This is a genomic window from Rhizobium sp. SVR5-9E (assembly GCF_056755095.1).
Genome location: NZ_JBNDHS010000031.1, coordinates 18,297 through 44,073, shown reverse-complemented (window position 1 = coordinate 44,073; position 25,777 = coordinate 18,297). Strand labels below are relative to the sequence as shown.

Below are 25,777 nucleotides of genomic sequence, written 5' to 3'. Positions count from 1 at the left end.
TTGTGAAATGCGATCCAAACTCTTCGCGAAAGGCAGGTCACAACCCGGCTGTCGATGCTATCAGCCGATGACCCGGTTATGGGCTGGTTCGAGCGCGGTCTTGACCTGCATGAGGGCAGGGGACGCACTGTGACAGCGGCGTGAAATTGGCGCTTGCCCCTTGTTTTCGGGGCTGGGGGCGGGTAAAGACCGCCCACTTTTCTCCGAGAAACAGAGGATTTGACCCCAATGGCGATTGAACGCACCTTTTCGATGATCAAGCCGGATGCAACGAAGCGCAACCTGACGGGTGCCATCACCAAGATGCTGGAAGATGCCGGCCTGAGCGTCATCGCCTCCAAGCGCGTCTGGATGAGCAAGCGCGAAGCTGAAGGCTTCTACGCCGTTCACAAGGAGCGTCCGTTCTTCGGCGAACTCGTTGAGACCATGACCTCGGGCCCGACGGTCGTTCAGGTTCTCGAAGGCGAGAACGCCATCGTCAAGAACCGCGAAATCATGGGCGCAACGAACCCGGCAAACGCCGACGAAGGCACGATCCGCAAGGTCCACGCTCTTTCGATCGGCGAAAACTCCGTTCACGGCTCCGACGCTCCGGAAACGGCTGTCCAGGAAATCAAGTACTGGTTCTCCGACACGGAAATCGTCGGCTGAATCGGATTTTCAGCCGAGAGGCTGAAACCTCTGAAATGACTCTGAAAGCCGGGGCTTCGCTCCGGCTTTTTCGTTATGCCGCAGGGCACTTGTCCGTATTGCTGAAGTCGGCTGTTCCATCCGGCTTGAAGACATCCGGGTTCTGCGTATAGAGCGGCCCTACGACCAGCGGCTTGCTTGGCAGGATCGATTGATCGACATCCGAAACCAGTTGCGTCTTCAATTCCTGCAGCGTCTGGCCCTCTGCATCCACCAACCGGATTTGCACGGAATAGGGGCGGTCCTTGCGGACGCAGTGGATATTCGGGCTCTGGAGCGTGATCTTGTCCCATGCCGGAAAGATCTTCTCCCTGATCACGATTGGATCGCCGCCCGCCGGGTTCTCGAATTCGGCAACCGCCACGGCGCCCTCGGGGATCGGCGAGGTCTTGCGCAATGTGACAAGATAGGTGGCGCTTGCGACGCGATAGTTGAATACGAAGATACGACCGCTCACCTCGACCATCTTTTCCACTTCGCGCGTGCAGGCGGCGAGCAGCGCCATGCCCGCCATCAGAGCCGCGATCGTCTTCGCTTTCGCCTTCATGGGGCGTCCTCCTTCTTTTTGCGGTAATACCTGTTCGCCTTGGCGCGGTTGCCGCAGACGGTCATGTCGCACCAGGCGCGGCTTTTGTTCTTGCTGCGATCGATGAACAGCCAGCCGCAATTGCGGCAAATCTTCATGCGCTCCGGATCGGGCATCGCTATCAGCCGAAGGACCGAATGCGCAGTGGCGGCATCGAGCCCGTTCGGCCGTGCATTTCGCAGCGTCTCGGCAAGTTTCTCAAGCAGCTCTGCAAGAAGGCCATCGTCGTTGCCGTTCACGACGCGCTGCCGGAAATAGCGGTCCGTCGCTTCGCGCAGGGCAATGAAACCGGGCCTGTTCTCCGGCGCTACCGGCAGCACCTCGCCGAAGAGGTCGCGCTCGGCGCAGAATTCTGCAGCCGCTTCCGGAAAACGCTCCAGTTGTTCATCCGTTGCAAAGCGGTCGATGCTGCGCCCTTCATCATGCCGCAGAATGACGCTGTTGGCCACGTCCAGCGCTAGTGCGCCGCCGGAAAAACGATGTGCAGTCCAGGTAAAGCTCATGGAGAAAATATAACTGGTAAAACGATTTTTGCTAGTTATTATTTTGCAAGCGATCCGGAGTTCGTTGATGGGCTATCTCCTGCAGCAATTGGCAAACGCGGTGCCGTTGGCAGCGCTTTATGCCGCGCTTGCTTTCGGCTATGCGCTTGCCTTTGGCGTTACCAAGCGCGCCGACATTACCTATGGTGCGGTCTTTGCCTTTGCGGGACAGATCCTGCTACTCTTTACCGATTTCGCCTATAACCGCCTCTGGCTCGTCCTGCCCGCGTCGCTTGCGATCGGCGCCCTCATGTCGTTCGTCTATTCGCTGGCTGCTGGCCTGTGGATCGGCCGCTCGGTGATGCGGCCGCTGGTGGGCCGCTCGCCGAATGCGGTTATCGTCGCGGCTCTTGGCGTGACGATCCTGCTCATGGAGACCGCGCGCCTGGCGTCGGACACGCGCGAACTCTGGCTGTCGCCGTTTCTCAACGGCACCGTGGTTTTCTGGAGTGACGCGGCGTTCAAGGTGACGCTGACCTATATCCAGCTCATCAACACGGGCTTGATGTGCTCTTTGATCGCCATCGGCACTCTTGTCCTCAGGCGTAGCGCCTGGGGGCGCATCTGGCGTGCGGTGACGGACGATCCTCTGGCCGCCGAACTCTGCGGCATCAGCGCAAGCCGCGTCTTTCTGGTTGCCTATGTCGCCGCCGTCTTCTTCGCGACATGCTGCGGCATCCTGACGACCTTCTACTACGGTTCGATGAATTTCGGCGCCGGCCTGCTGTTCGGCCTCAAGATCCTGCTGATCGCCGCAGCCGGCGGCTATTCGGATCCCCTGAAATCCGCAGGCGGCGCGGCGGGCATCGGTCTTGCCGAAACCCTGTGGACGGCTTACGGCCCCTATCTCTGGCGGGATTTCGTCATCTTCTCGCTGCTCGTCTTCCTGCTGGTGCTGAGCAGACGGGAGCGCGCGATTCCCTAATTAGTCATTTCCACTTGTCGCGCGCGGTATCGTCCGCATCCTTGGCGGCGACCCAGCCGCCTGCCGCGCCGTCCGTGCCATGCTCTTTTTTCCAGAAGGGCGCGGAGGTCTTCAGGTAGTCCATGACGAAGTTGGCGCCGTCGAATGCCGCCTGCCTGTGGGGCGCGGCAGCAATCACCAGCACGATATTCTCTCCGGGCGCGATTTTTCCGAAGCGGTGGATCGCGGTGAGGCCAAGCAGGTTGAAACGGTCGACCGCCAAGCTGGCGATACGGCTCATCTCCGCCTCGGCCATGCCCGGATAATGCTCGAGTTCGAGTGCGGCGAGTTTGCCGCCTTCGTCGCGGCAAAGGCCGGAAAAGGTCACGACCGCGCCGATGCCGGACCTGCCCTTGGTGAGCCGGTCGATCTCCGTCTGCAGATCGAAGTCTTCGCGTTGGACGCGGATGGTGGGCGTGATGGTCATGGCAGCCGCCTCTGTGGCCGGAGAATGGCGGTGCCGTTCGCGGCCCCCTCATCCGCCCTCCGGGCACCTTCTCCCCGAGGGGAGAAGGTGGAATAGATACGGCGCGGCATATCCCTTCTCCCCTCGGGGAGAAGGTGGCGGCAGCCGGATGAGGGGGCGGGAGCGCCGATCACCCCCCCGTCATCGGCGGAAATATGCCGATCTCCCGGGCGTCACCAATCGGTTCGTCATGGTCGACATGTTCCTGATCGAGCGCAACGCGAATGACATTCTCATGCTGAAGCGCCGTCTCATATTCTTCGCCCAGCGTCTTCAAATGATTGAGAAGATCGGCAACGGTGATGATGGAAGACGGAAGCGCGATATCTTCCTCGCTCTTGCCGATCCGTTCCCGCACCCAGGCGAAATAGACGATACGCGTCATCATTCATTATCCACGATATGCTTGAGACCGGCGCGGAAATAGTCATAGCCGGTATAGATCGTCAGTAGGGCGGCGATCCACAGAAGGCCAATGCCGGTCTGGGTGGTAAAGGGGAATATCTCGTCGCCCGCAGGCCCTGCGAGCAGAAACGCGATCGCCACCAACTGTACCGTCGTCTTCCATTTGGCGATCCGCGTAACGGGAACGCTGACCTTGAGGGCGGCGAGATATTCGCGCAGCCCCGAAACGAGGATTTCGCGGCAGAGGATGGTGATTGCCGCCCAGATCGACCAGCCGGCGATCGTCTGATCCGCCGCGACCAACAGCAGGATGGAGGCGACCAGAAGCTTGTCTGCGATCGGGTCCAGCATGCGGCCGATATTCGAGGTCTGGTTCCAGATGCGCGCCAGATAGCCGTCCAGGAAATCAGTAAGGGAGGCGATGATGAAGATCCAAAGCGCAACCCATCGTGCCGTGTTGCTGATCGCGAGTCGCCCCTCGATAAAGAAGCACAGGACGATCAACGGCACCGCGAGAATGCGGCCATAGGTGAGCAAATTGGGGATGCTATATGCGCGCGAAGCCATGAAACCGTTCTCTGAATTTATACGCCCGTAGATGAGGGTGCGGAGGGCAGATCGTCAACATTCTTTCTGCTTTTCCGCCGCATTTGCGTGGAATTTGCGACCGCAGCCGCCTATTTCGCGGCATCATCATGAAAATGGTTATAGACCTGCTTTGCGACCGTTTCGGAAATGCCGTCGACCGCCATGAGATCGGAAAGTGCTGCGCGCGAGACGGCCTTCGCGGTACCGAAGTGCTGAAGCAGCGCCCGCTTGCGCGACGGTCCGATGCCACCGATCTCGTCGAGCGGGTTCTTGATCATTTCCTTCTTGCGACGCGCGCGATGCGAGCCGATTGCAAAGCGGTGAGCCTCGTCTCGCATGCGCTGGATGAAATAAAGCACGGGATCGCGCGGTGGCAGCGTGAAGCTTTCGCCTCCCGGCGGAAAGAACCGCTCACGCCCCGCCTCGCGGTCGACGCCCTTGGCGACGCCGATGGCCGTCACGCTATCGGTGATGCCGAGCTCATCGAGGATTGCGCGCACCGCCGTCATTTGCCCTTGCCCGCCGTCGATGAGGATGACGTCCGGCCAGGCCGGGAAGGGCATGTCCGCAGCCTCCGTGCCTGAGACGGCTTGCGTCCGGTCGGGAATGCCTTCTTCCTTGATCAGCCGTGAGAAGCGCCGCGTCATCACCTCGCGCATCATGCCGAAATCGTCTCCCGGCGTGATGTCGGTCGATTTGATGTTGAACTTGCGATACTGGCTCTTCACGAAGCCTTCCGGCCCTGCGACGACCATGCCGCCAACTGCATTCGTGCCCATGATGTGCGAGTTGTCGTAGATCTCGATCCGCTGCGGCACATAGGCAAGGTTGAAGGTGGCCTTGAAGCCTCCGAGCAGCCGGGATTGCGAAGCGGTCTCCGCCAGTTTGCGGCCATGCGCCTCGCGGGCGTTGGCAACAACGTGATCGACTAGATCGCGTTTTTCGCCTCGCCGGGGCACAAGGATCGAGACTTTATGCCCCGCCTTTTCGCCAAGCGCTGCCGCCAGCAATTCCATTTCCTCGACCGTTTCCGAGAGCATGATCTGCTTCGGCACCGGCTTGTCGTCATAAAACTGAGCAAGGAAGGCACTGAGAACCTCCGCGCTTGAAAGCTGCGGATCGGCCTTCGGGAAATAGGCACGGTTGCCCCAGTTCTGCCCGGTGCGGAAGAAGAAGACCTGGATGCAGGAAACCCCGCCTTCGTGATGGATGGCGAAGACGTCCGCCTCCTCGACGCCCGCCGGATTGATGCCTTGATGGCTCTGGACATGCGAGAGTGCCGCAAGGCGGTCGCGATAGATCGCGGCACGCTCGAAATCGAGGTCCTCGGCAGCGGCGTTCATGGCCTTTGCCATTTGCGCCTTCACCTTCTGGCTCTTGCCGGAAAGGAAGTCTTTCGCCTCCTGTACCAGCTCCGCATATCCCTCGTCGCTGACCTCATGGGTGCAGGGGCCTGAACAACGCTTGATCTGGTAAAGCAGGCAGGGGCGCGTGCGCGTCTCGAAGACGCTGTCCGTGCAGGTGCGGATGAGAAAGGCGCGCTGCAGCGAGTTGATCGTGCGGCCCACTGCGCCGGCAGAGGCGAAGGGACCGAAATAGTCGCCCTTGCGGGCGCGGGCGCCGCGATGCTTGAAGATCGCCGGGGCGCGATGATCGCCGGTAATGAGAATATAAGGAAAGGACTTGTCGTCGCGCAGCAAGACGTTAAAGCGCGGCCGCAAACGCTTGATAAGATTCGCTTCCAGAAGCAGCGCTTCCGTCTCCGTGCGCGTCGTCACGAATTCCATATGCGCCGTCAGCCGCACCATCTGCGCCAGCCGATTGGAATGGACACGGCCCATCGCATAATTGCCGACGCGCTTCTTGAGGCTGCGGGCTTTGCCGACATAAAGCACATCGCCGTCGGCATTGAACATGCGGTAGACGCCGGGGCTGTTCGGCAGCCGCTTGACGAACTCGCCGATCAGCTCCGCGCCGCGCAGTCCGCTCTCGTTGCCGCCGCCTTCGTTCCAGTCGATCGCAGTCGGAAGCGGCGAGGCGGAAGCATCGCTCTCTACCTCGATATCGTCTTCGCTGTCTTCCGTTTCGTCATAAAGAATACCGCCGTCGGGCAGCTTCCGTCCGTTCATTCCGTAATCTCCGCCACATCAGGCGTCTGCCAGGCAAGGTGCTGGCCGCCGTCGAGGGCAATCATCTGACCGGTGATCGAGGGCGTATCGTAGAGGAAGCGAATCGTTCTGCCGAATTCCTCGAGCTTCGGCCCTCGCTTCAGGATAAGCGCTGAAACCTGCGCTTGGAAGTCTTCTTGCGACTGCCGCTCGCTCGGTATCGAGGGACCGGGACCAACGGCGTTGACGCGGATGCGCGGCGCGAGCGCCTGCGCCAAGGTCTGCGTCGCCGTCCACAAGGCCGATTTCGATAGCGTGTAGGAATAGAAGCTGGGCCGCAGGGCCCAGACGCGCTGGTCGATGATATTGACGATCAGTCCGTCGGTCTCTTCGGGGAGTTGGGCTGCAAACTCGGCCGAGAGAATCGAGGGGGCGCGAACATGCAGCGCGAAGTGCTCTTCCCAGATTGCCGCGTCGAAACTGCGCGCCGAATCGTCGTGGAAGACGGAGGCGTTGTTGACCAGCAAATCGAGCGGCCCGAGCTCAGCGTTCACCCGCTTAATCAACTGCGCGGTGCCATCCACGTCGCACAAATCGGCGCGGATCGAAATCGCCCGATGGCCCTTCTGCCGCAATTCTGCCGCAACTGCCTCGGCCTCGCCGATGGAGCCATTGGCATGAATCGCAAGCGCAAAACCGCTTTCCGCCAAATCCTCGACAATCGCCCGGCCTATTCTTCTGGCCGCCCCTGTTACGAGTGCCGCCTTAAGTCTTTTCTCTTTCAAAAGCGTGCCTTTTGGTCCTGCAAATCTCAGTGCGCTCTATATAGTCGCCGAGACAAATTATATAAATAGGCATGATTGCCGCCTTTGTTTCTTCAGCTTATTCTATGTATTATTTAAGAAAAGAAGTTGCTAATATAAGTATTCATTAGTGAGCCGCCCGATTATGGTTAATAAATAGTCTGTTGCGACATAGCAACATCGAATTTCAGCCACGTGTCCGCCACAATCATTTCACAGTTTGGCTCTTTCAAATCCGCAATTGAGCTCCACCTTCGAGGCTGATCCGAGAGGGACATCTAGTAATTTCTCGCGAATGCTTCGATGTAGGACAGTTCACGAAGAGCGCGGGAGCGAAAGGAGAATTAAGTATGCGTACATTTGTTGCTAGCCTGATGGCGTCCGTCTTCGTGATCGCCGGCGTTTCCGCCGCCAATGCTGCAGACGCGGTCGAACAGATCCCGGAAGCTCCGGTTGCTCAGAATGAGCCGGTCACGCCCGCCGGCAATTGGGAAGGCTTCTATCTCGGCGGCGCGGGCACCTACAATGTCGGCCACTTCGCGCACAACAGTGACGGTTACGCGCTCGGCGGCCAGCTTTACACCGGTTACAACTGGCAGAGCGGCCAGATCGTCTATGGTGTCGAAGCTGATCTGGGTTATTCGGGTCTCGACAGCACCTCGGGCGGCGTCACCAACAAGAATCGTTTCAACGGCTCCGTTCGCGGCCGCGTCGGCTACGACCTCAATCCGTTCCTGCTCTATGCAACGGCTGGTGTCGCTGCGGCGAACAACAAGGTTAGCGGCTTTGGGGATTCCGACAGCAAGACGGCCTACGGCTACACGGTCGGCGCAGGTGCCGAAGCAATGGTGACGAACAACATCACCGCGCGCGTCGAATATCGCTTCAGCGATTACCAGGACAAGGACTTCGATCTCGGTCCGACGAGCGTTTCGCGCGGCTATGACGAACACAGCGTCAAGGTAGGTATCGGCGTCAAGTTCTAAGTCCGCCGAAGACACTTTGAAAAAGCCGGGTCTCGTGCCCGGCTTTTGTGTTTTAGCCCTGCGGCTTGATTTCCCCGTAGGCAGGGAATTTCTTTTCGAACTTGCTTGCCCAGTCGATTAGCTCGGGGTGCTCGGCTTCCCATTGCCCTTTGAAGCGCAGGCCCAGATAGCCGATCGTTGCGGCAAGGGCGAAGTGGCCGCCGTTCGGCTTCTTGCCGATTTTCGGCGGGTGCGCGCTGATGTGGTGCAAACCGCTGACGACCTTTTTCCACTGGCGATCGATCCAGGGCTGGTGCACTTTCTCTTCGTCGCGGAAGCGCCGCTCGTAGACGATCGCCAACAGGCTGTCGCAGATCCCGTCGCAGAGTGACTCCAGTATCTCGGCCTGGGTTCGCTTGCCGTTGTTGGAAGGATAGAGCTTCCCCTTCTTGAGCCGGTCGAAATAATGCATGATCGCCACGCTGTCGAAGACCGAGAGCCCGTCGTCGGTCAGAAGCGTGGGGATTTTGCCGAGCGGGTTGTTGTCGACGAGAATTGCCGGTCCGGCATTGGTATCCACCCTGATCTCGGTGACGTCCAATTCCAGATAGCGCGCGGCCATACGCACCTTGCTGGAAAAAGGCGACGCTGGGGAGCAAAGAAGTTTCATGTTTTCACCTTAAGGAATGCGGTTGCGGCGCGGACTATTTCGCACGCGCGGCAAGCGGTCAATCAGCCTTTGTCGTCTTCGCTTCGCCGCGCAGCCAGAAGGCGCGTTGGGAAGCGAAGCGATCCTGCGCTAGATGGTCCTTGAGCGCCGGCAGCAGCGCGTGCAATTCGTCCTTCAGCGTGAACGGCGGATTGACGATGATGAGGCCGGACCCGGTGAGGCCGGTAATCCCGCGGTCGCTGCGCACGCTGAGTTCGGCGCACAGCATCTTCGGAATGTCAGTCGCCTGCAGCGATTCGTGAAACTCTTTGATGGGCGCGGCCTTCTTCAGCGGGTACCACAGGCAATAGGTGCCGCCGGGAAAGCGGCGATAGGCCTTCACAAGGCCTTCGACCAGCCGGGCATATTCGCCATCTTCCTCGAAGGGCGGGTCGACGAGGACGAGGCCGCGCTTTTCCTTCGGCGGCAGATGCGCGCCGAGCGCCAGCCAGCCGTCAAGTTCGGTGACGCGGGCGTGGTGATCGCCTTCGAACAGCCGGTGAAGGCGGGCGTAGTCTTCCGGATGCAGTTCCATGGCCGAAAGCCGATCCTGCGGGCGGAAGAGCATGCGCGAAAGCTTCGGCGAACCGGGATAGAAGCGGATTTCGCCATCCGGATTGAGTTCGCGGATTACCGTAAGATACGGCTCCAGCAAACCGGCGACCTGAGGCGCAAGTTCAGCTTCCATGATCTTGCCGATGCCGTCGCGCCATTCACCGGTTTTCTGCGCCTCTTCGGAGGAGAGATCGTAGAGCCCGATGCCTGCATGCGTATCGAGCACACGGAAAGCCGCATCTTTTTTCTGCAGATAGCGGATAAGGCGCGCCAGAACGGCGTGTTTCAGCACATCGGCAAAGTTGCCCGCATGATAGATGTGGCGGTAATTCATGGTCGTTGATGCCTGTATGAATTCGCCTGATCGGCGTTTTTTCCGGCTTTTGGCCGGTTGCCGCTTGGCATATAGAAATCACATGAACATTGCGACCCCCACTCACGCCAAATCAAGGATCGGCCACAGCGTCTGTCCGCACGACTGTCCCTCCACCTGCGCGCTGGAGGTGGACATCACGGAAGACGGCCGTATCGGCCGGGTGCGCGGCGCGAACGATCACAGCTATACGTCGGGCGTCATCTGCGCCAAGGTCGCGCGCTATGCCGAGCGTCTCTATCATCCGGACCGGCTGATGCATCCTCTGCGCCGTATCGGCGTGAAAGGCGAGGGGCGCTGGCAGCAGGTTTCCTGGGATGAGGCTCTGGACGAGATCGCCGAGGCCTTCGTGAAGGCGGAAGCGAAGGACGGCAGCGAGGCTATCTGGCCTTACTACTATGCGGGCACGATGGGCTTGGTGCAGCGTGACAGCATCGATCGCCTGCGCCATGCCAAGGGCTATTCCGGTTTCTTCGATTCCATCTGCACCAACCCGGCCTGGACCGGCTTCACCATGGCGACGGGCGCGCTCCGCGGCCCCGATCCGCGCGAAATGGGCCGCACCGATTGCGTCGTCATCTGGGGCACGAATGCCGTGTCCACTCAGGTCAACGTGATGACGCATGCGATCAAGTCCCGCAAGGAGCGAGGCGCCAAGATCGTCGTCATCGACATCTACGACAATCCAACGATGAAGCAGGCCGACATGGCGCTGACAGTCAGGCCCGGCACCGATGCCGCGCTCGCCTGCGCCGTCATGCACGTCGCCTTCCGCGACGGCTATGCCGACCGGGCCTACATGGCGAAATATGCCGACGATCCGGCAGGCCTCGAAGAACACCTCAAGGCGAAGACGCCGGAATGGGCTGCCGCGATCACCGGCCTTTCGGTCGATGAGATCGAGTCTTTCGCAAGACTGGTGGGCACGACGAAGAAGACCTATTTCCGCCTCGGCTACGGTTTCACGCGCCAGCGCAACGGCGCGGTTGCCATGCACGCCGCGGCTTCGATCGCCACCGTGCTCGGCTCGTGGCAATACGAGGGCGGCGGCGCTTTTCACTCGAACAGCGGTATCTTCCGCATGAACAATGCGGAACTGACCGGCAAGTCGATGAAGGATCCCGACATCCGCATGCTCGACCAGTCGCAGATCGGCCACGTGCTGACCGGCGATCCCGTGGCGTTGCGCCATCGCGGGCCGGTCACCGCGATGCTGATCCAGAACACCAATCCGGTAAATATCGCGCCCGAGCAGCGGCTGGTGAAGCGGGGCTTCGCTCGCAACGATCTCTTCGTTGCCGTGCACGAGCAGTTCATGACCGAGACGGCCGAGATGGCCGACATCGTCATTCCCGCCACGATGTTCGTCGAACATGACGACATCTACCGTGCCGGCGGGCAGAACCATATCCTGCTCGGGCCGAAGCTGGTCGAACCGCCGCCGACCGTGCGCACCAACCTTTTCGTCATCGAGGAACTGGCCAAGCGCCTCGGCGTCGCGGATCGGCCCGGCTTCGGCTTTACCGCGCGGGAAATGGTCGACCGTATTCTAGAGACGAGCGGCCTGCCGGGTTACGACCACTTCCTCGAGCACAAGTGGTTCGACCGCCAGCCTGCCTTCGAAGAGGCCCATTACCTCAATGGTTTTGCGCATCCGGACGGCAAGTTCCGCTTCCGGCCGGACTGGATGAACCAGCCGGCTCCCAACCGCCCGCCGAAATCGGTAGGCCTGCTCGGTCCGCATTCCGAGCTGCCGGCCTTTCCGGACCAGGTGGACGTCATTGAGGTGGCCGATGCCGAACACCCCTTCCGGTTGGCAACCTCGCCGGCGCGCAACTTCCTGAATTCGAGCTTTGCCGAGACGAAGACCTCGCGGCAGAAGGAGGGGCGTCCTGAACTGATGATAAACCCGAAAGATGCCGAGGCGAACGGCATTGCACACGGCAATCTCGTCCAGGTCGGAAACCAGCGCGGTGAAGTGCGCCTGCATGCCCGCGTTACCACAGAGGTCAAGCCCGGCGTGCTGATTGCCGAAGGCCTGTGGCCGAACAAGGCCCATGTCGATGGCGAAGGCATCAACGTACTGACCGGCGCAGACCCCGTGGCGCCCTATGGCGGCGCGGCGGTCCACGACAATAAGGTCTGGCTGCGCAGAGGCGCCGCATGACGAAGTTCGCCAAGGCAAAGGCGGAGATCGCCGCGGAAATGACGCTCTCGGAAGGCTGGACACGCCTCAGCACCTATGAGCTGGACTACACGGATTCCGAAGGCGAGACCCATCGCGTCCACCGCGAAGTCTATCACCGCACGCCTGCCGCCACGATCCTGCTCTATGATCCGAAGCGCTCGACCGTCGTTCTCGTCAAACAGTTTCGCCTGGCGCCCCACCTTCACGGCGAACCAGCCTTCATAATCGAGACACCGGCCGGGCTCCTGGACGGCGAGGAGCCGGAAGCGGCGATGCGCCGCGAAGCCGTGGAAGAAACGGGTTTCCGCATCCGGGACGTCGATTTTCTGTTCAAGGCCTACAGCTCGCCTGGTTCGAACACCGAAGTCGTGCATTTCTTCGCCGCACAAATCGATACCGCCGATCGCGTTTCCCATGGCGGCGGTCTGGACCACGAGCACGAGGATATCGAAGTGCTGGAGATCCCGCTGGACACGGCGATTGCCATGATCGAAACCGGCGAGATCTGCGACATGAAAACGATCATCCTGCTGCAATGGGCGGCGATGAACAGGGCAAGTCTTTTGTAAGGGGCTGGCGACGACGCTAATAAAGGTAGAAACGCTGCCCCGCCTTATTCGTAGTGGAGAGCCAGCGTTCTTCATCGACGTTAGGCTTGCGCGAAAGAAGGATGAAGTTGCTCTCGCTGGCCTGATGATGTGTGATCGTCGCCTATTTGGCGAGGTTTATCAGGCGATCCAATCCGAATATTTCTGGAGAATGCCTCAGGATAGCGGCGTGCTCGTTCATCAATGCGCACCGACTTCCACGATTTTTCCAGGAAAGAATAATCCAGGCGATATCGATCTACTCATAGTTCCCTACGAAGGAACTTACCTAGTTGCCGACAAAATTGTCGCTGTTGAGCTTAAAGTAATCCGAGCCACTTATCAGCGGCAGGGAAAATCACCCAATGATTTCGGATACACTCAGGCACTTCACCTTCTTCAATTAGGATTTCCCTATGTAGCGGTTATTCATCTGATTATCTCTGATGAGAGCCCGCCTGAGGCTTGGGAAGAGATGCTGGCGTTTCGGATATTAGACTCATCTGGAAGAGTTGGGGCGCCGGAGAAGCATCTTGTGGATACCATGCCGATGTCATTGATGAACCGAGCCTTTGGTCGCCTTCTGGCAAATTGCCCCGATGAGAGTCTTGGTCTTGTTGCAACTTATATGGGCATGTGGCGGGAAGGAGAACGAGCGATTTTCGCGAACGCCGGTCGTTGGCACCCAAGTGGCCGCCACGCCTCGTTCAATCCGAGCTACGATCTAGGAGCGATGATGCAGGTTTGTGGCTACTACGAGAAAGCTTTCTCTCGTTTTTTTCGCATTCCTCGGTTTGATCCGATCGAACCGTCAACGTAAGGATTCTATCTGGATTAGCTTCATCCGTTTGTCACGAAGCAAGCCTATGCGCTGCTGCTTGGCCGATAATCGCATGCCGTCAGGAGAAAAGTCATGTGGCTCAGCAATTTCACGCTCGTTCTTCCCGAAGAAGTTGTGAGCCAGGGTTCGGTGCGCATTGAGGACGGCGCGATTGCCGAGATACGGAACGAGCCAGTCGCCAACGCCGCAATCGATGGCGGGGGCCGGTTGCTGATGCCCGGTTTCGTGGATCTACATGGCGACATGATCGAGCGTGAGATCGCACCGCGGCCGAACGCCATCATGCCCATCGACTTCGGTATTCACGAGTTGGACAAGAAGCTCGCGGCGGCAGGCGTGACAACGGCTTATGCAGCGATTTCCTTCGCGACCGAAAGTGTCTACGGCCACGTCCGCTCACTGGAGACGACGAACGCCGTCATCGAAGGGATCAATCGCCTCAAGCACAATCTGCTGGTCGACCACCGCGTCCATGCTCGCTACGAAATCACCAATGTGGGGGCCGCGCCCGCCCTCGAAAAACTCCTCGAAGCCCGCCAGATCGATATGGTTTCGCTGACGGACCATACGCCGGGGCAGGGGCAGTACAACAACATCCAGAGCTACATATTGAGCATCGCCGAGCGCCGTGCGATCTCCGAGGAGATCGCGGCGGAAATGGTCGCCAAGCGCATCGCCTTGCGTAACAATCCCGAGATCGAGGCAAAGCTGAAGGAAATCGTCGCGCTGTCGCTGAAGCAGAAGCTGTCGCTTACGTCGCATGACGATGACAGCGTCGAAAAGGTCGCGGAGATGCATGATCTCGGCGTCACCATCAGCGAGTTCCCGGTCACGCTGCCGGCGGCCGAGGAGGCCCGGCGCCGCGGGCTCTGGACGCTCATGGGCGCGCCGAATGCGCTTCGTGGCCAGTCGATGTCCGGCAATCTGAGCGCGCTCGATGCCGCCAAGTCCGGCCTTTTGACGGTGATCGCGGCCGATTATCACCCGGCAGCCTTCGTCCCCGGCATCTTCAAGATCGCGGAATATACCGCAATACCGGTCGCAGTTGCGATGGCGACACGGAATGCCGCCCGCTCGGCAGGTCTGACGGATCGCGGCGAGATCGCCATCGGCCAGCGCGCCGATCTGGTCGTGGTCGAGCCGGGCAATGTGCATCGCATCCGCGCGACCTTCCGCGGCGGGCGCTTCGTCTATAGCGACGGCACCTTGCATCAGCTTCAGGCACTTGCCGCCTGAAGCGATCAGGCGATCAGGGAAATGATGTGATTGCAACTACCCGGCGTGGCCGCATCCGCGCCGACAGCCTTGCCGCCTTCCATCCGCACCTTGCCCTCGGCAAAAAGCCGCAGCGCCCGGGGATAAAGCTGGTGCTCCACCGTGAGCACGCGGGCAGCGAGCGCATCGGCCGTATCACCGGAGAAGACCGGCACGGCCGCTTGGCCGATCACCGGACCTTCATCCATGCCCTCGGTCACGAAATGCACGGTGCAGCCCGAGATCCGCATGCCGGCGTCGATGGCGCGCTGATGGGTGTGCAGCCCGGGAAAGAGTGGCAGGAGGGAAGGATGGATATTGATCATCCGGCCTTCATAACGCCGGATGAATGTCGCGCTCAGAAGCCGCATATAACCGGCAAGGCACAGGATATCAGGCGAGAGCCTGTCCAGCGCTTCGAAGATCGCCGCCTCGTGCGCTTCCTTGCTTGCATAGTCCTTGCGGATGAAGGCGAAAGCCGGAATGCCTTCAGCGGCGGCTTTGGTGAGCCCGCCGGCATTTGCGTTGTCGGAAATCACCCCGACGATCGCCGCCGGAAAGTCTTCGGTTTTCGCCGCCTCGACGAGCGCCATCATGTTGGAGCCGCCGCCGGAAATGAAGACGACGACGCGTTTGCGCGGCATGGTCATATGGCAAGCGTGCCCTTGTAAACCGTACCGGCAGCGCCTTCCGCCCGGGCGATCATGCGGCCGAGGGTGACAACCTTTTCGCCTTCGGCTTCCAGAACGGCGGTCACCGCTGCGACGTCTTCGGGCGAGACGACGGCGATCATGCCGACGCCGCAGTTGAAGGTCCGCAGCATTTCCTTGGCTTCGACGCCGCCCGTCTTGGCGAGCCACGAGAAGACCGGAGGGACCTTGACGGCGGCAAGATCGATCTCGGCAGCGAGATGTTTCGGCAGCACGCGCGGAATGTTCTCGGGAAAACCGCCACCGGTGATGTGCGCCAGCGCCTTGATGGCTTTGGTTTCGCGGCTGGCCTTAAGGAGCGGCTTCACATAGATGCGGGTCGGCGTCAGCAGAGCTTCGCCCAGCGCTTTGCCTTCGGCAAAAGGCGCAGGCGCGTCCCAGCTCAAGCCGGAAAGCTCGACGATCTTGCGCACCAGCGAGAAGCCGTTCGAGTGAACGCCGGAGGAGGCGAGACCGAGGATGATGTCACTTTCGGCAATGTCGCCGGAAGGCAGAAGCTGGCCCCGCTCGGCGGCACCGACGGCAAAGCCTGCAAGATCGTAATCGCCGGAGGAGTACATGCCCGGCATTTCCGCTGTTTCGCCGCCGATCAGCGCACAGCCCGCCTCGCGGCAGCCGGCGGCAATGCCGCCGACGATCGCTGCGCCCTGGTCCGGATCGAGCTTGCTGGTCGCGAAATAGTCGAGGAAGAAAAGCGGCTCTGCGCCCTGTACGACGAGATCGTTGACGCACATCGCCACCAGGTCGATGCCGACGGTCTCATGATAATCGGCGTCGATCGCGATCTTCAGCTTGGTGCCGACGCCGTCATTTGCGGCGACAAGAACCGGATCGGTGAAGCCGGCGGCCTTGAGGTCGAACAGACCGCCGAAGCCGCCGATTTCGCCATCGGCGCCAGGGCGGCGCGTCGAGCGCACGGCAGGCTTGATCTTCTCCACCAGAAGATTGCCGGCGTCGATATCGACACCTGCGTCGCTATAGGTCAGGCCGTTTTTTCCAGACTGGCTCATGCTAATCTCCGATGGCTGTCTTCGGGCGGTTTCTTAACCGATCTTCACATGCCGGTCGCAATTGCATGAGAGTGCGCTTTATGCAAGGCGCCGCATAGAGAAAAGCCCTAATTTCCTGCTCTTTCCATAGGGGAAGGCGGGATTTTTCGCAGCAGGGTTGACCATGTTCCAGCCTGCATCCTATGTGCTTCAAGGACCGGTGCGAAGCGATCGCGCCAGGGGCGGACGAACGGGGAAAACGATGCCAAATCAGGTCAGCGGAGCTAGTCTGAAGCGTCAGATCTTTTTCTGGCTGGGCGTCTTCGTCTTCTTCGTCATCTTCCTCTACATCTTCAGCTCCATCCTGCTGCCTTTCATTGCCGGCATGGCCATCGCCTATTTCCTCGATCCCGTCGCCGACCGTTTGCAGCGCCTGGGCATGAGCCGCTTGATGGCGACGATCGTCATACTGGTCGCCTTCGTCATCGTCTTCGCGCTGGCGCTGATGATCCTCATTCCGGTGTTGATCAACCAGTTCAATGATTTCGCGCAGCGCGTTCCCGGCTATATCAGCCAGTTGCAGGCTTTCATCGCCGATGCGCAGGATTCCGTGATGCCGGTCTGGGTCAAGAACCAGCTCGGTACGATCAAGGACAATTTCTCCGCAGTCCTTACGGAAGGCATGGGCTTCCTCACTGGCCTCTTTGCGCAGATCTGGAATTCCGGCAAGGCGATCGTCGATGTCATCTCGCTGCTGGTCGTAACGCCGGTGGTCGCCTTCTATATGCTGCTCGATTGGGACCGCATGGTCGCCAAGGTCGATCAGTGTATCCCCCGCGATTATCTCAACGACGTCCGCCAGATTGCCCGCGAAATCGATCAGGCGATTGCCGGTTTCGTTCGCGGGCAAGGCTCTCTCTGCCTGATCCTCGGGATTTACTACGCGGCCGGGCTGTCGCTCGTCGGCTTGAACTTTGGCCTGCTCATAGGTCTCTTTGCCGGCATGATCAGCTTCATTCCCTATGTCGGCTCGCTGGTCGGTCTGGTTCTTGCCGTCGGTGTTGCCATCGTGCAGTTCTGGCCGGATTACCTGTGGATCGGTGCGGTGCTCGCAGTCTTCTTCAGCGGTCAGTTCCTGGAGGGCAATATCCTGCAGCCGAAGCTCGTCGGCCATAGCGTCGGCCTTCACCCGGTCTGGCTGATGTTCGCCCTTTTTGCGTTCGGTGCGCTCTTCGGCTTCGTCGGCCTGCTGGTTGCCGTCCCGGCAGCCGCCGTTGTCGGCGTGCTTGTCCGTTTTGCGCTCGCGCGCTACCTTCAGAGCGATCTTTATGCGGGCCAGTCGCAACCTGCTGCGGCCCGGAAGACAAAAGCCGATTCAAAATGAGCGACGTGAAGCGCAGGGCGGGGGAGCAACTCCCGCTGGTCTTTTCTCATGATGCCGCAAGCAGCCGGGACGATCTCCTGATCTCCGACCGGCTGAGCGCTGCCGTGACCATCGTCGACGCCTGGCCGCAATGGCCATCCCCGGTTGTCATTCTCGCCGGACCGGTCGGTTCCGGAAAGACGCATTTGGCGACGATCTGGGAGGAGCGCAGCGGGGCCGAACGCATTCACCCGACATCCGGATCCGGTGCCGCGCTTGCCGCTGCCAACGGTCCGGTTCTTTTCGAGGATGTCGACCGTCTCGGCTTCGACGACACCGAGCTTTTTCACGTCATCAACAGCGTGCGCGAAAACGGCAACAGCCTGTTGATGACCAGCCGTCTCTGGCCGATGTCCTGGCCCGTTCAGCTTCCCGACCTGCGCTCAAGGCTCAAGGCGGCGACGACCGTCGAAATCGGCGAGCCCGACGAGGAATTGCTGTCGCAGGTCATCGTCAAGCTCTTCGCCGACCGCCAGCTTAATATAGATGACAAACTCGTGCTCTATATCGTCAACCGGATGGAACGGTCGCTGAATGCGGCTCAGACGATTGTCGAACGGCTCGACCGGTTGGCCTGGTCTCGAGGCACCAAGATCACTCGAGCGATGGCAGCCGAGGTATTGAATGAATTGGGAAATTCCGGCTCGCTTGATTGACTGTCACAGTTCCGTCGTGAAACTGATATAATTCGCAGGGACGAATAAACGGGGCGGATCGACATATGGACAGTGCAGTTGCAGAGCATCAGGAATCCCTTCCTCCAACACCGGCCGTCGTCCCTTCGCTGGAAGAGCTGCTGAGCAGTCCTGAACGCTTCATCAACCGCGAATTCTCCTGGCTGCAGTTCAACCGCCGTGTTCTTGAGGAAACCCTGAACACCGAGCATCCGCTGCTCGAACGCGTCCGCTTCCTGTCGATTTCGGCCGCCAACCTCGACGAGTTCTTCATGGTGCGCGTCGCGGGCCTCGAGGGCCAGGTCCGCCAGAACATCGCCATCCGTACGCCGGACGGCAAGACGCCTGCCGAACAGCTCGATGCCATTTTGCGGGAGATCGACAATCTGCAAATGGAGCAGCAGGCTTCGCTCGCCGTTCTGCAGCAGTATCTCGCGAAGGAAGACATTCTGTTCGTACGCCCCGGCGCTCTCAGCGACGCCGACCGGCAGTGGCTGGCGGCAGAGTTCGAACAGGCGATCTTTCCGGTCCTGACGCCGCTCTCGATCGACCCGGCCCACCCGTTCCCCTTCATTCCCAATCTCGGCTTCTCGATCGGTCTGCAGCTTACCAGCAAGCATGGCCGTGAGCCGATGACGGCGCTGCTGCGCCTGCCGCCAGCCTTGGACCGTTTCGTGCGCCTGCCGGATGACGGAGGGACGATCCGCTACATCACGCTGGAAGACGTGGCGAACATCTTCATCCACCGCCTCTACCCCGGCTACGAGGTGCAGGGCTCGGGTACGTTCCGCATCATCCGCGACAGCGATATCGAAGTGGAGGAAGAGGCCGAAGACCTCGTGCGCTTCTTCGAAACCGCACTCAAGCGCCGGCGCCGCGGCAAGGTGATCCGCATCGAAACGGATTCCGAAATGCCCGCGTCGCTGCGCCATTTCGTGGTGCAGGCGATGAACGTGCCGGACAATCGCGTTGCCGTTCTGCCTGGCCTGCTCGCGCTCAACACGCTTTCGGAAATCACCAAGGCGCCGCGCGACGATCTTCGATTTCCACCCTACAATGCGCGATTTCCCGAGCGCGTCCGCGAGCATGCCGGAGACTGCTTCGCCGCAATCCGCGAGAAGGACATGGTGGTTCACCACCCCTACGAGTCTTTCGACGTGGTGGTCCAGTTTCTTCTCCAGGCTGCGCGCGATCCTGACGTTCTGGCGATAAAGCAGACGCTTTACCGCACGTCCAATGACAGCCCGATCGTCCGCGCGCTGATCGACGCCGCCGAATCCGGCAAGTCGGTGACTGCCCTTGTCGAGCTCAAGGCCCGTTTCGACGAAGAGGCGAACATCCGCTGGGCGCGCGACCTCGAGCGTGCCGGCGTGCAGGTCGTCTTCGGCTTCATCGAACTCAAGACACATGCAAAGATGTCGCTGGTCGTCCGCCGCGAGGAGGGCAGGCTCCGCAGCTATTGCCACCTCGGCACCGGCAACTATCATCCGATCACCGCGAAGATCTACACCGACCTTTCCTTCTTCACCTGCAATCCGGTGATCGCCCACGATATGGCGAACATCTTCAACTTCATCACCGGCTACGGCGAGCCGGAAGAAAGCATGAAGCTCGCGGTTTCGCCCTACACGCTGCGCGACCGCATTCTTCGTCACATCGACGAGGAGATCGCGCATGCCAAGAACGGAGCTCCTGCCGCCATCTGGATGAAGATGAACGCGCTCGTCGACCCGGAAATCATCGACGCGCTCTATACGGCAAGCCGTGCCGGTGTGGAGATCGATCTTGTCGTTCGCGGCATCTGTTGCCTGCGGCCGCAAGTACCGGGCCTGTCGGACAATATTCGCGTCAAGTCGATCGTCGGCCGCTTCCTGGAGCACAGCCGCATCTTCTGCTTCGGCAATGGGCACGGGCTGCCGTCGGACAAGGCGCTCGTTTATATCGGCTCCGCCGACATGATGCCGAGAAACCTCGACCGCCGCGTCGAAACGCTTGTTCCGCTCACCAATCCGACTGTCCACGAGCAGGTTTTGTCCCAGATCATGCTCGGCAACATCATTGACAATCAGCAGAGCTACGAGATATTGCCCGACGGCACGTCTCGGCGCATGGAAGTGCGCAAGGGCGAAGAGCCGTTCAACGCGCAGCAGTATTTCATGACCAACCCCAGCCTGTCCGGCCGCGGTGAAGCCTTGAAATCCAGCGCTCCAAAGCTGATTGCCAGTCTGCTTTCCGGCTGGACCAAGAGATAAAACTGGACCTGCATGGTTGAATCAGAAGCCCAGGGGCGCCTTCCAGGAATAGCCCCGGTCTCCGTCATCGATATCGGGTCGAACTCGGTCCGCTTGGTCGTTTACGAAGGCCTTGCCCGGTCGCCGACGATCCTTTTCAACGAAAAGGTGCTTTGCGGCCTTGGGAAAGGCATCGCATTGACCGGCAAGATGGATGAAGGAAGCGTCGCCCGCGCGCTGGCCGCTCTCCACCGCTTCAAGGCTCTGTCTGCGCAGGCGCGCGCCTCGACCATGTACGTGCTTGCAACGGCCGCCGCGCGCGAAGCCTCCAACGGCCCCGATTTCATTCACAAGGCCGAAACGATCCTCCAACGCAAGATCCGGGTCTTGTCCGGAGGGGAGGAGGCCAAGTTCTCCGCGCTCGGTGTCGTCAGCGGCTTCTACCATCCGGACGGTATTGCCGGCGATCTCGGCGGCGGCTCGCTGGAGCTCATCGACATCAATGAGCGCAAGATCGGCGAAGGGATTACCTTGCCGCTCGGGGGCTTGCGCCTCTCGGAATATGCTGGCGGCTCTCTCGCCAAAGCCCATACTTTTGCCCGCAAGCATGTTCGAAGCGCTGCGAAAATTCTGGAAAACGGCGCCGGCCGAACGTTTTACGCCGTTGGCGGGACATGGCGTAACATCGCCAAGCTTCACATGGAAATGACGCAGTACCCACTGCATATGATGCAGGGTTACGAGGTCTCTCTCGAGGCGATGATGACATTCCTCGAGCAGGTCGAAGTGGCAAGGGATTCCAAGGACCCGGCATTCCAGGCGGTTTCGAAGCACCGCCGCACGCTTCTCCCCTTCGGTGCCGTAGCCATGAAGGAAGTGCTGGGTGCGATGAAGCCCGCCATCATTTCCTTCTCCGCGCAGGGCGTGCGCGAAGGCTATCTCTATTCGTTGCTCTCGGAAGGCGAGCGCCGCGCCGATCCGCTGCTTTCGGCTGCCTCCGAGCTGGCGATCCTCCGGGCCCGCTCGCCCGAGCATGCGCGGGAGCTTGCGGAGTGGACCGGCTATGCAATGCCGTATTTCGGCATCACGGAAACCGACGAAGAAGCGCGCTACCGCCAGGCAGCTTGCCTCCTCGCCGACATCAGCTGGCGCGCGCATCCGGATTACCGTGGCCTGCAGGCGTTGAACCTCATCGCTCACTCCTCTTTCGTCGGCATCAGTCATCCCGGCCGAGCCTTTATCGCGTTGGCCAATTACCATCGTTTCGAGGGGCTCAACGATGACGGATCCACTGCGCCGCTTGCCAGGATTGCCGGTCCGCAATTCGCCGAGCGCGCCAAGCTTCTCGGTGGCATCCTGCGTGTCGTCTATCTCTTCTCGGCATCGATGCCGGGCGTGGTGAAGAACCTGACATTCCGCAAATCGTTCGATCCGGAAATCGACCTCGAACTCGTCGTGCCGTCGGAATACCAAGACTTCGCCGGAGAGCGCCTCGACGGTCGCATGCAGCAGCTCTCGAGGCTCACGAACAAGCGGCTGGCTTTCTGCTTCGAGTAAGGGCGTCGCGATCTGGCGTGCTTCTTTGCCGGAAGTCATTGTCCGGAAATCCGGACAGCCCGTGCGGATTGTCTCCAGTTATCGAAGATGCCGCCGTGGCCTATTTTGCGTCGTCTTGAAACGGAGATAGATCATGTCCAATCTCGAAAAGTCGGGTGCATTCACTCTTGGCGACCGCGCCGTAAAACGGCTCGGGTACGGTGCAATGCAGCTTGCCGGCAAGGCCGTCTTCGGCCCGCCAAAGGATCGCGCCGAGGCGGTCGCGGTGTTGCGCGAAGCGGTCGAAAGCGGCGTCAATCACATCGACACCAGCGATTTCTACGGGCCCCACATCACCAACCAGATCATCAAGGAAGCCTTACATCCCTATAAGGACGATCTGGTGATCGTCACCAAGGTAGGGGCAACGCGCGGGGCGGACGCCTCCTGGAACCCCGCCTTTTCGAAAGAGGCGCTGACCCAGGCGATCCATGACAACCTCAAGAACCTCGGCCTCGACATCATCGAGGTGGTCAATCTGCGCGCGATGTTCGACGTCCACGGACCGGCGGAAGGTTCTCTTGAGGAGCCGCTGACCGTTCTCGCCGATCTTCAGCGTCAGGGGCTTGTCAAACACATTGGCCTGTCGAACGTCACCGCCAAACAGATCGCCGACGGACGAAAGATCACGGCGATCGTCTGCGTTCAGAACCAGTACAACCTTGCCCATCGCGAAGACGATGCGCTGATCCAGCAGCTTGCCGGGGAGGGGACGGCTTATGTACCATTCTTCCCGCTCGGCGGCTTCTCGCCGCTACAGTCTTCCACGCTTTCGGATGTCGCAGCCGAACTCGGTGCAACGCCAATGCAGGTTGCTCTTGCGTGGCTGCTGCAACGCGCGTCGAACATCCTGCTGATCCCGGGCACCTCGTCGCGCGGGCATCTGAGGGAAAATCTTGCGGTCGCCGACATCACTCTGCCGGCCGACGCCGTGAGGAAGCTCGACGGCATTGCCTCGGCGAAGGCTGCCTGACGGCGCCTCAAACGAAAGGGCGCCCGGCTTTCGCCGGACGCCCTTTATTTTTTCAGAACACGAATTACTTCGCGTTCAGGAAGTCGCCCACTTCGAGCAGGCTGAACTCGTTGTCATCCGCCTTGTCGACTGCGCGGCCGGCCGAGAAAGGCAGGTTGTTGTCGTTGCCGATGATGATGTGTGTGGCATCGACGCGGTCGACGTTTTCGATCGTCACGAACGGCATGTCGTAGATACCGTCCTTGTTTCCGGCCTTCTTCTTGTTGTCCGGATCCTTGATGTTCAGGAGATCGATGTAGCCGATCTTGCGCACGGCCTTGCCGGCGTTGGTATCGTTGAACTCGATCTTGTAGACGCGCTTGAGCTCGGCCGGAGCCTCGAAGCAATCCGGCTTCGGCTGCTTCGGATCAGCGCAGGCCTTGTCCTTCGTGCCGGCGCCGTTGTCACGCTCGATGACGAGGGCAGTCGTGGCATCCAGCATGTTGAAGTCGCCGATCGAAACGCCCTTGTCCTCGAAAGGATAGAGCCAGCTGCGGCCTGTCCATTTCTTGGATGCGACATCGAATTCGATGACGCGGATGGCGGTGTGGCCGTCAACGGATTCCATCTTGCCGTCGTCCTGGTAGAGCGCGCCTTCGAGCAGGCCGTACAGCTTGCTGCCATCCTTCGACATGGCAAGCCCCTCGAAGCCGCCGGAGCGCTTCAGGTTGAAGACGGGGTTCTTCGCAGTCGGGTTGGCCGGCAGCTGGATCAGTGCGTTGTCCGGCGAGACGACTGGCTTGCCGTCGACCGTTGTCGGGATGACGTCGGTCAGCTGGCCCTTGGTATCAAATTTCAGAAGATAAGGGCCGAACTCATCGCCGAGCCAGAATCCGTCGGCGACCGGCTGAACGGATTCGATGTCGAAGTCCGCGCCGGTGAGGTAGCGCGTGTCGGTGCCTTCCATGACGATCGGGAAGGGAGCAATCTTGTTCGGATCGGAGAGGAAGAGGTTCTGCACGACTTCAGCCTTGTTCGCCGCCCAGTCGAACTTCATCTGGTGCAGGAAGAGCATGGAGTCGGACGAGGTAAATTTCGAGCCGAAGCCGTTGTCGGAAAGCGTCCAGAAAGTCCCGTCTTCCATCATCTTGATACCGGAGAAGCCCTGAACCGGCTGGCCATCGAGCGGCAGTTTGATGTCGGTGACGCGGGCGCCGTCCTTACCCGGGACGCTACCGAGAGCTTCGGTGCGTTTGCGATCCGGCGTCGTGAACTTGCCGGAAGTCTTCAGGAAGGCCGGAGCGTCGGCCGGAGCGGCGACGATGGTGTTGGCGGGCAAGATCGCCTGGCCGGCAAGCGTTGCGGTGAACTCCTGCTGGTCCGCGGAGGCGGAAGTGGCAATCAGAAGCAATAGGGAAACGGAAGCGTAAAGTGCTGTTTTCATGGAGACCCCCATCAAATGAGTTGGCGGTCCCGATTAGCAGTCCATTCATATCGCCGAATTGAAGGTTGAATGAAGCTTTGGTGACGCTCCCGATGCGGGCAGAGCCCGGGCCAGCGCCATGACGCCCAGTCCCTGGCCCCGGCCCTTGAGAGCGTGGACGCCGAGATCTTCGACGTTGATCATTTCGGGCAGAGTGAGGCGCTGTGCAAGCTCGCTCGAAATCAGCACGGGCCGGTTCAGTGTCTTGCAGAGACCTTCCAGCCGGGCGGTCGTATTCACCGTATCGCCGAAATAGGTGATCTTGTGGTGGTCGACACCGATTTCCGCCGTGATGACGAACCCGCCGTGAAGCGCGGCCCGCAGGCGGGGCACCTGCCCATACTGCTTCAGCCAGCTTGCCGCATCGGCCTCGACGGCAGTCAGGATGTCGAAGACGCAGCGCACGCACCGGCCATCCTTCAAGCCGCGCGCGAGCGGCCACGTAATGATGGCGGCATCCCCAACATAATCATCGATAGAGCCGCCGTGGCGACGCACGGGCTCCGCGAAGGTTGCAAACAACGCGCCGAGGAACTGTTGCGCCCGCAGGTCGCCATGTTTTTCGGCAAAGGGGGTCGAATCGATGAGGTCGATGAAGAGGAAAATGCGCTCCTCCTTGACCGGATTCCGGTAGCGGCTGGACAGCATGCTGAGGAAGACGTCGCGCCCCAGCAGCTCACGCACGCGCAATACGAAAATGATGACGGCGCAGACCGCCAGCGCGTAGATGAAGACCTTGAAGGGCATGATCAGAATGTGGCTCGGCGGCGCGGGCTCGAGCAAGCCGAGCCACGAGAGGAGCGTGCCGGCAAGCGCGTAACCGATGCTCATCATGATCTCGTAGATCACGAGACCGGAAATGATGAAGGCGAGTGTCGGAAGTCTCTGAATGCGCCGGTAGAGGCCGCGAAGAAAGACCCTCCGCTCGAATAAAAGGATCGGCATGCCCATGAGTAGCGCGAAGATCGCGCCGATGACCGGTGTTTCCTCCAGGAAGAAGATGCGGCCGTAAAGGACGCCGCTCGCAGCCATCACAACCGCGATGAGCAGCCAGTTCTGCGCTGGAAAAATCTCTCTCATGGCATCCGGCCTGCT

At 60.3% G+C, this 25,777-nt stretch carries 25 protein-coding genes and 1 pseudogene; 13 read left to right on the top strand and 13 right to left on the bottom strand.

The genetic code is table 11. From position 1 onward, the window contains the following. Window positions 1-9 precede the first annotated feature (9 nt). Together ACPYOJ_RS16080 and ndk are read left to right on the top strand one after the other, a co-directional pair. A pseudogene (locus ACPYOJ_RS16080) lies at window positions 10-144 on the top strand (glutathione S-transferase family protein); the annotation flags it as partial. An 84-nt stretch (window positions 145-228) separates the two neighbouring features. After that, a complete protein-coding gene (ndk, locus tag ACPYOJ_RS16075; protein WP_481417152.1) occupies window positions 229-651 on the top strand; it encodes a nucleoside-diphosphate kinase in 423 nt (140 codons plus the stop codon). 73 nt (window positions 652-724) lie between these two features. On the opposite strand, the gene ACPYOJ_RS16070 is transcribed toward ndk, so the two are convergent. Both ACPYOJ_RS16070 and ACPYOJ_RS16065 read right to left on the bottom strand, forming a co-directional pair. After that, the gene (locus tag ACPYOJ_RS16070) at window positions 725-1,237 is read right to left on the bottom strand and encodes a hypothetical protein (protein WP_481417151.1); all 513 of its coding nucleotides are present in this window, start codon (window positions 1,235-1,237) and stop codon (window positions 725-727) included. Continuing rightward, complete coding sequence (locus ACPYOJ_RS16065) at window positions 1,234-1,779, bottom strand: CGNR zinc finger domain-containing protein (RefSeq protein ID WP_481417150.1); 546 nt, start codon at window positions 1,777-1,779, stop codon at window positions 1,234-1,236. Before ACPYOJ_RS16065 ends, ACPYOJ_RS16070 begins: the two co-directional genes overlap by 4 nt. A gap of 67 nt (window positions 1,780-1,846) precedes the next feature. Between ACPYOJ_RS16065 and ACPYOJ_RS16060 the strand changes: the two genes are divergently transcribed. Next, a complete protein-coding gene (locus tag ACPYOJ_RS16060; protein WP_481417149.1) occupies window positions 1,847-2,743 on the top strand; it encodes a branched-chain amino acid ABC transporter permease in 897 nt (298 codons plus the stop codon). A 4-nt stretch (window positions 2,744-2,747) separates the two neighbouring features. On the opposite strand, the gene ACPYOJ_RS16055 is transcribed toward ACPYOJ_RS16060, so the two are convergent. From ACPYOJ_RS16055 to ACPYOJ_RS16035, 5 genes are all read right to left on the bottom strand, one after another. Next, a complete protein-coding gene (locus tag ACPYOJ_RS16055; RefSeq protein ID WP_481417148.1) occupies window positions 2,748-3,209 on the bottom strand; it encodes a molybdenum cofactor biosynthesis protein MoaE in 462 nt (153 codons plus the stop codon). A 169-nt stretch (window positions 3,210-3,378) separates the two neighbouring features. Continuing rightward, the gene (gene moaD / locus ACPYOJ_RS16050; RefSeq protein ID WP_481417147.1) at window positions 3,379-3,633 is read right to left on the bottom strand and encodes a molybdopterin converting factor subunit 1; all 255 of its coding nucleotides are present in this window, start codon (window positions 3,631-3,633) and stop codon (window positions 3,379-3,381) included. Continuing rightward, the gene (pgsA, locus tag ACPYOJ_RS16045) at window positions 3,633-4,220 is read right to left on the bottom strand and encodes a CDP-diacylglycerol--glycerol-3-phosphate 3-phosphatidyltransferase (RefSeq protein ID WP_168829095.1); all 588 of its coding nucleotides are present in this window, start codon (window positions 4,218-4,220) and stop codon (window positions 3,633-3,635) included. Before pgsA ends, moaD begins: the two co-directional genes overlap by 1 nt. Window positions 4,221-4,330: 110 nt before the next feature. Then, window positions 4,331-6,370, bottom strand: a complete 2,040-nt coding sequence (uvrC, locus tag ACPYOJ_RS16040) for an excinuclease ABC subunit UvrC (RefSeq protein WP_481417146.1) — start codon at window positions 6,368-6,370, stop codon at window positions 4,331-4,333. Next, window positions 6,367-7,134, bottom strand: a complete 768-nt coding sequence (locus tag ACPYOJ_RS16035) for an SDR family oxidoreductase (RefSeq protein ID WP_481417145.1) — start codon at window positions 7,132-7,134, stop codon at window positions 6,367-6,369. Before ACPYOJ_RS16035 ends, uvrC begins: the two co-directional genes overlap by 4 nt. A 368-nt stretch (window positions 7,135-7,502) precedes the next feature. Between ACPYOJ_RS16035 and ACPYOJ_RS16030 the strand changes: the two genes are divergently transcribed. Further along, the gene (locus ACPYOJ_RS16030) at window positions 7,503-8,138 is read left to right on the top strand and encodes an outer membrane protein (RefSeq protein ID WP_168829098.1); all 636 of its coding nucleotides are present in this window, start codon (window positions 7,503-7,505) and stop codon (window positions 8,136-8,138) included. Window positions 8,139-8,190: 52 nt separating this feature from the next. On the opposite strand, the gene ACPYOJ_RS16025 is transcribed toward ACPYOJ_RS16030, so the two are convergent. Continuing rightward, window positions 8,191-8,787: a glutathione S-transferase gene (locus ACPYOJ_RS16025; protein ID WP_168829099.1), complete on the bottom strand. Its 597-nt coding sequence runs from the start codon at window positions 8,785-8,787 to the stop codon at window positions 8,191-8,193. A gap of 58 nt (window positions 8,788-8,845) precedes the next feature. After that, entirely contained in the window at window positions 8,846-9,715 is an 870-nt protein-coding gene (locus ACPYOJ_RS16020) for a 23S rRNA (adenine(2030)-N(6))-methyltransferase RlmJ (RefSeq protein ID WP_481417144.1), read from the bottom strand. Between the two features lie 16 nt (window positions 9,716-9,731). Between ACPYOJ_RS16020 and ACPYOJ_RS16015 the strand changes: the two genes are divergently transcribed. The 4 genes from ACPYOJ_RS16015 (at window position 9,732) to ACPYOJ_RS16000 (ending at window position 14,606) form a co-directional block, all read left to right on the top strand. Then, window positions 9,732-11,921 carry a molybdopterin-containing oxidoreductase family protein gene (locus ACPYOJ_RS16015; protein WP_481417143.1) on the top strand — a complete coding sequence of 730 codons (2,190 nt, stop codon included), beginning with the start codon at window positions 9,732-9,734 and terminating at the stop codon, window positions 11,919-11,921. Further along, window positions 11,918-12,511 (top strand): NUDIX domain-containing protein, encoded by a 594-nt coding sequence (locus tag ACPYOJ_RS16010; protein ID WP_481417142.1) that lies wholly within the window; start codon window positions 11,918-11,920, stop codon window positions 12,509-12,511. The genes ACPYOJ_RS16015 and ACPYOJ_RS16010 overlap by 4 nt, the downstream gene beginning before the upstream one ends. A 208-nt stretch (window positions 12,512-12,719) precedes the next feature. Continuing rightward, window positions 12,720-13,349 (top strand): hypothetical protein, encoded by a 630-nt coding sequence (locus tag ACPYOJ_RS16005; RefSeq protein WP_481417141.1) that lies wholly within the window; start codon window positions 12,720-12,722, stop codon window positions 13,347-13,349. 93 nt (window positions 13,350-13,442) lie between these two features. Next, entirely contained in the window at window positions 13,443-14,606 is a 1,164-nt protein-coding gene (locus ACPYOJ_RS16000; protein WP_481417140.1) for an alpha-D-ribose 1-methylphosphonate 5-triphosphate diphosphatase, read from the top strand. A 5-nt stretch (window positions 14,607-14,611) separates the two neighbouring features. Here ACPYOJ_RS16000 and purN read toward each other — a convergent pair whose 3' ends face one another. Together purN and purM are read right to left on the bottom strand one after the other, a co-directional pair. Beyond that, window positions 14,612-15,274 carry a phosphoribosylglycinamide formyltransferase gene (gene purN / locus ACPYOJ_RS15995; RefSeq protein WP_481417139.1) on the bottom strand — a complete coding sequence of 221 codons (663 nt, stop codon included), beginning with the start codon at window positions 15,272-15,274 and terminating at the stop codon, window positions 14,612-14,614. Further along, window positions 15,271-16,344: a phosphoribosylformylglycinamidine cyclo-ligase gene (purM, locus tag ACPYOJ_RS15990; protein ID WP_481417138.1), complete on the bottom strand. Its 1,074-nt coding sequence runs from the start codon at window positions 16,342-16,344 to the stop codon at window positions 15,271-15,273. The genes purN and purM overlap by 4 nt, the downstream gene beginning before the upstream one ends. 241 nt (window positions 16,345-16,585) lie before the next feature. On the opposite strand from purM, the gene ACPYOJ_RS15985 reads away from it, so the two are divergent. The 5 genes from ACPYOJ_RS15985 (at window position 16,586) to ACPYOJ_RS15965 (ending at window position 23,220) form a co-directional block, all read left to right on the top strand. Continuing rightward, window positions 16,586-17,707 carry an AI-2E family transporter gene (locus ACPYOJ_RS15985; protein WP_481417137.1) on the top strand — a complete coding sequence of 374 codons (1,122 nt, stop codon included), beginning with the start codon at window positions 16,586-16,588 and terminating at the stop codon, window positions 17,705-17,707. Then, window positions 17,704-18,402 carry a DnaA regulatory inactivator HdaA gene (gene hdaA / locus ACPYOJ_RS15980; RefSeq protein WP_481417136.1) on the top strand — a complete coding sequence of 233 codons (699 nt, stop codon included), beginning with the start codon at window positions 17,704-17,706 and terminating at the stop codon, window positions 18,400-18,402. Before ACPYOJ_RS15985 ends, hdaA begins: the two co-directional genes overlap by 4 nt. Before the next feature lie 65 nt (window positions 18,403-18,467). Then, on the top strand, window positions 18,468-20,672 hold the full coding sequence (locus ACPYOJ_RS15975) for an RNA degradosome polyphosphate kinase (protein ID WP_481417135.1): 2,205 nt from the start codon (window positions 18,468-18,470) through the stop codon (window positions 20,670-20,672). Window positions 20,673-20,684: 12 nt separating this feature from the next. Continuing rightward, on the top strand, window positions 20,685-22,208 hold the full coding sequence (ppx, locus tag ACPYOJ_RS15970) for an exopolyphosphatase (RefSeq protein WP_481417134.1): 1,524 nt from the start codon (window positions 20,685-20,687) through the stop codon (window positions 22,206-22,208). Window positions 22,209-22,341: 133 nt separating this feature from the next. After that, window positions 22,342-23,220, top strand: coding sequence for an aldo/keto reductase family oxidoreductase (locus ACPYOJ_RS15965; protein ID WP_481417133.1), 879 nt, complete (start codon window positions 22,342-22,344; stop codon window positions 23,218-23,220). A gap of 64 nt (window positions 23,221-23,284) precedes the next feature. Here the strand turns inward: ACPYOJ_RS15965 and ACPYOJ_RS15960 are convergent, their stop codons facing one another. Then, the gene (locus tag ACPYOJ_RS15960; protein WP_481417132.1) at window positions 23,285-24,643 is read right to left on the bottom strand and encodes an esterase-like activity of phytase family protein; all 1,359 of its coding nucleotides are present in this window, start codon (window positions 24,641-24,643) and stop codon (window positions 23,285-23,287) included. A 45-nt stretch (window positions 24,644-24,688) separates the two neighbouring features. Beyond that, the gene (locus ACPYOJ_RS15955) at window positions 24,689-25,762 is read right to left on the bottom strand and encodes an adenylate/guanylate cyclase domain-containing protein (protein ID WP_481417131.1); all 1,074 of its coding nucleotides are present in this window, start codon (window positions 25,760-25,762) and stop codon (window positions 24,689-24,691) included. Window positions 25,763-25,777 lie beyond the last annotated feature (15 nt).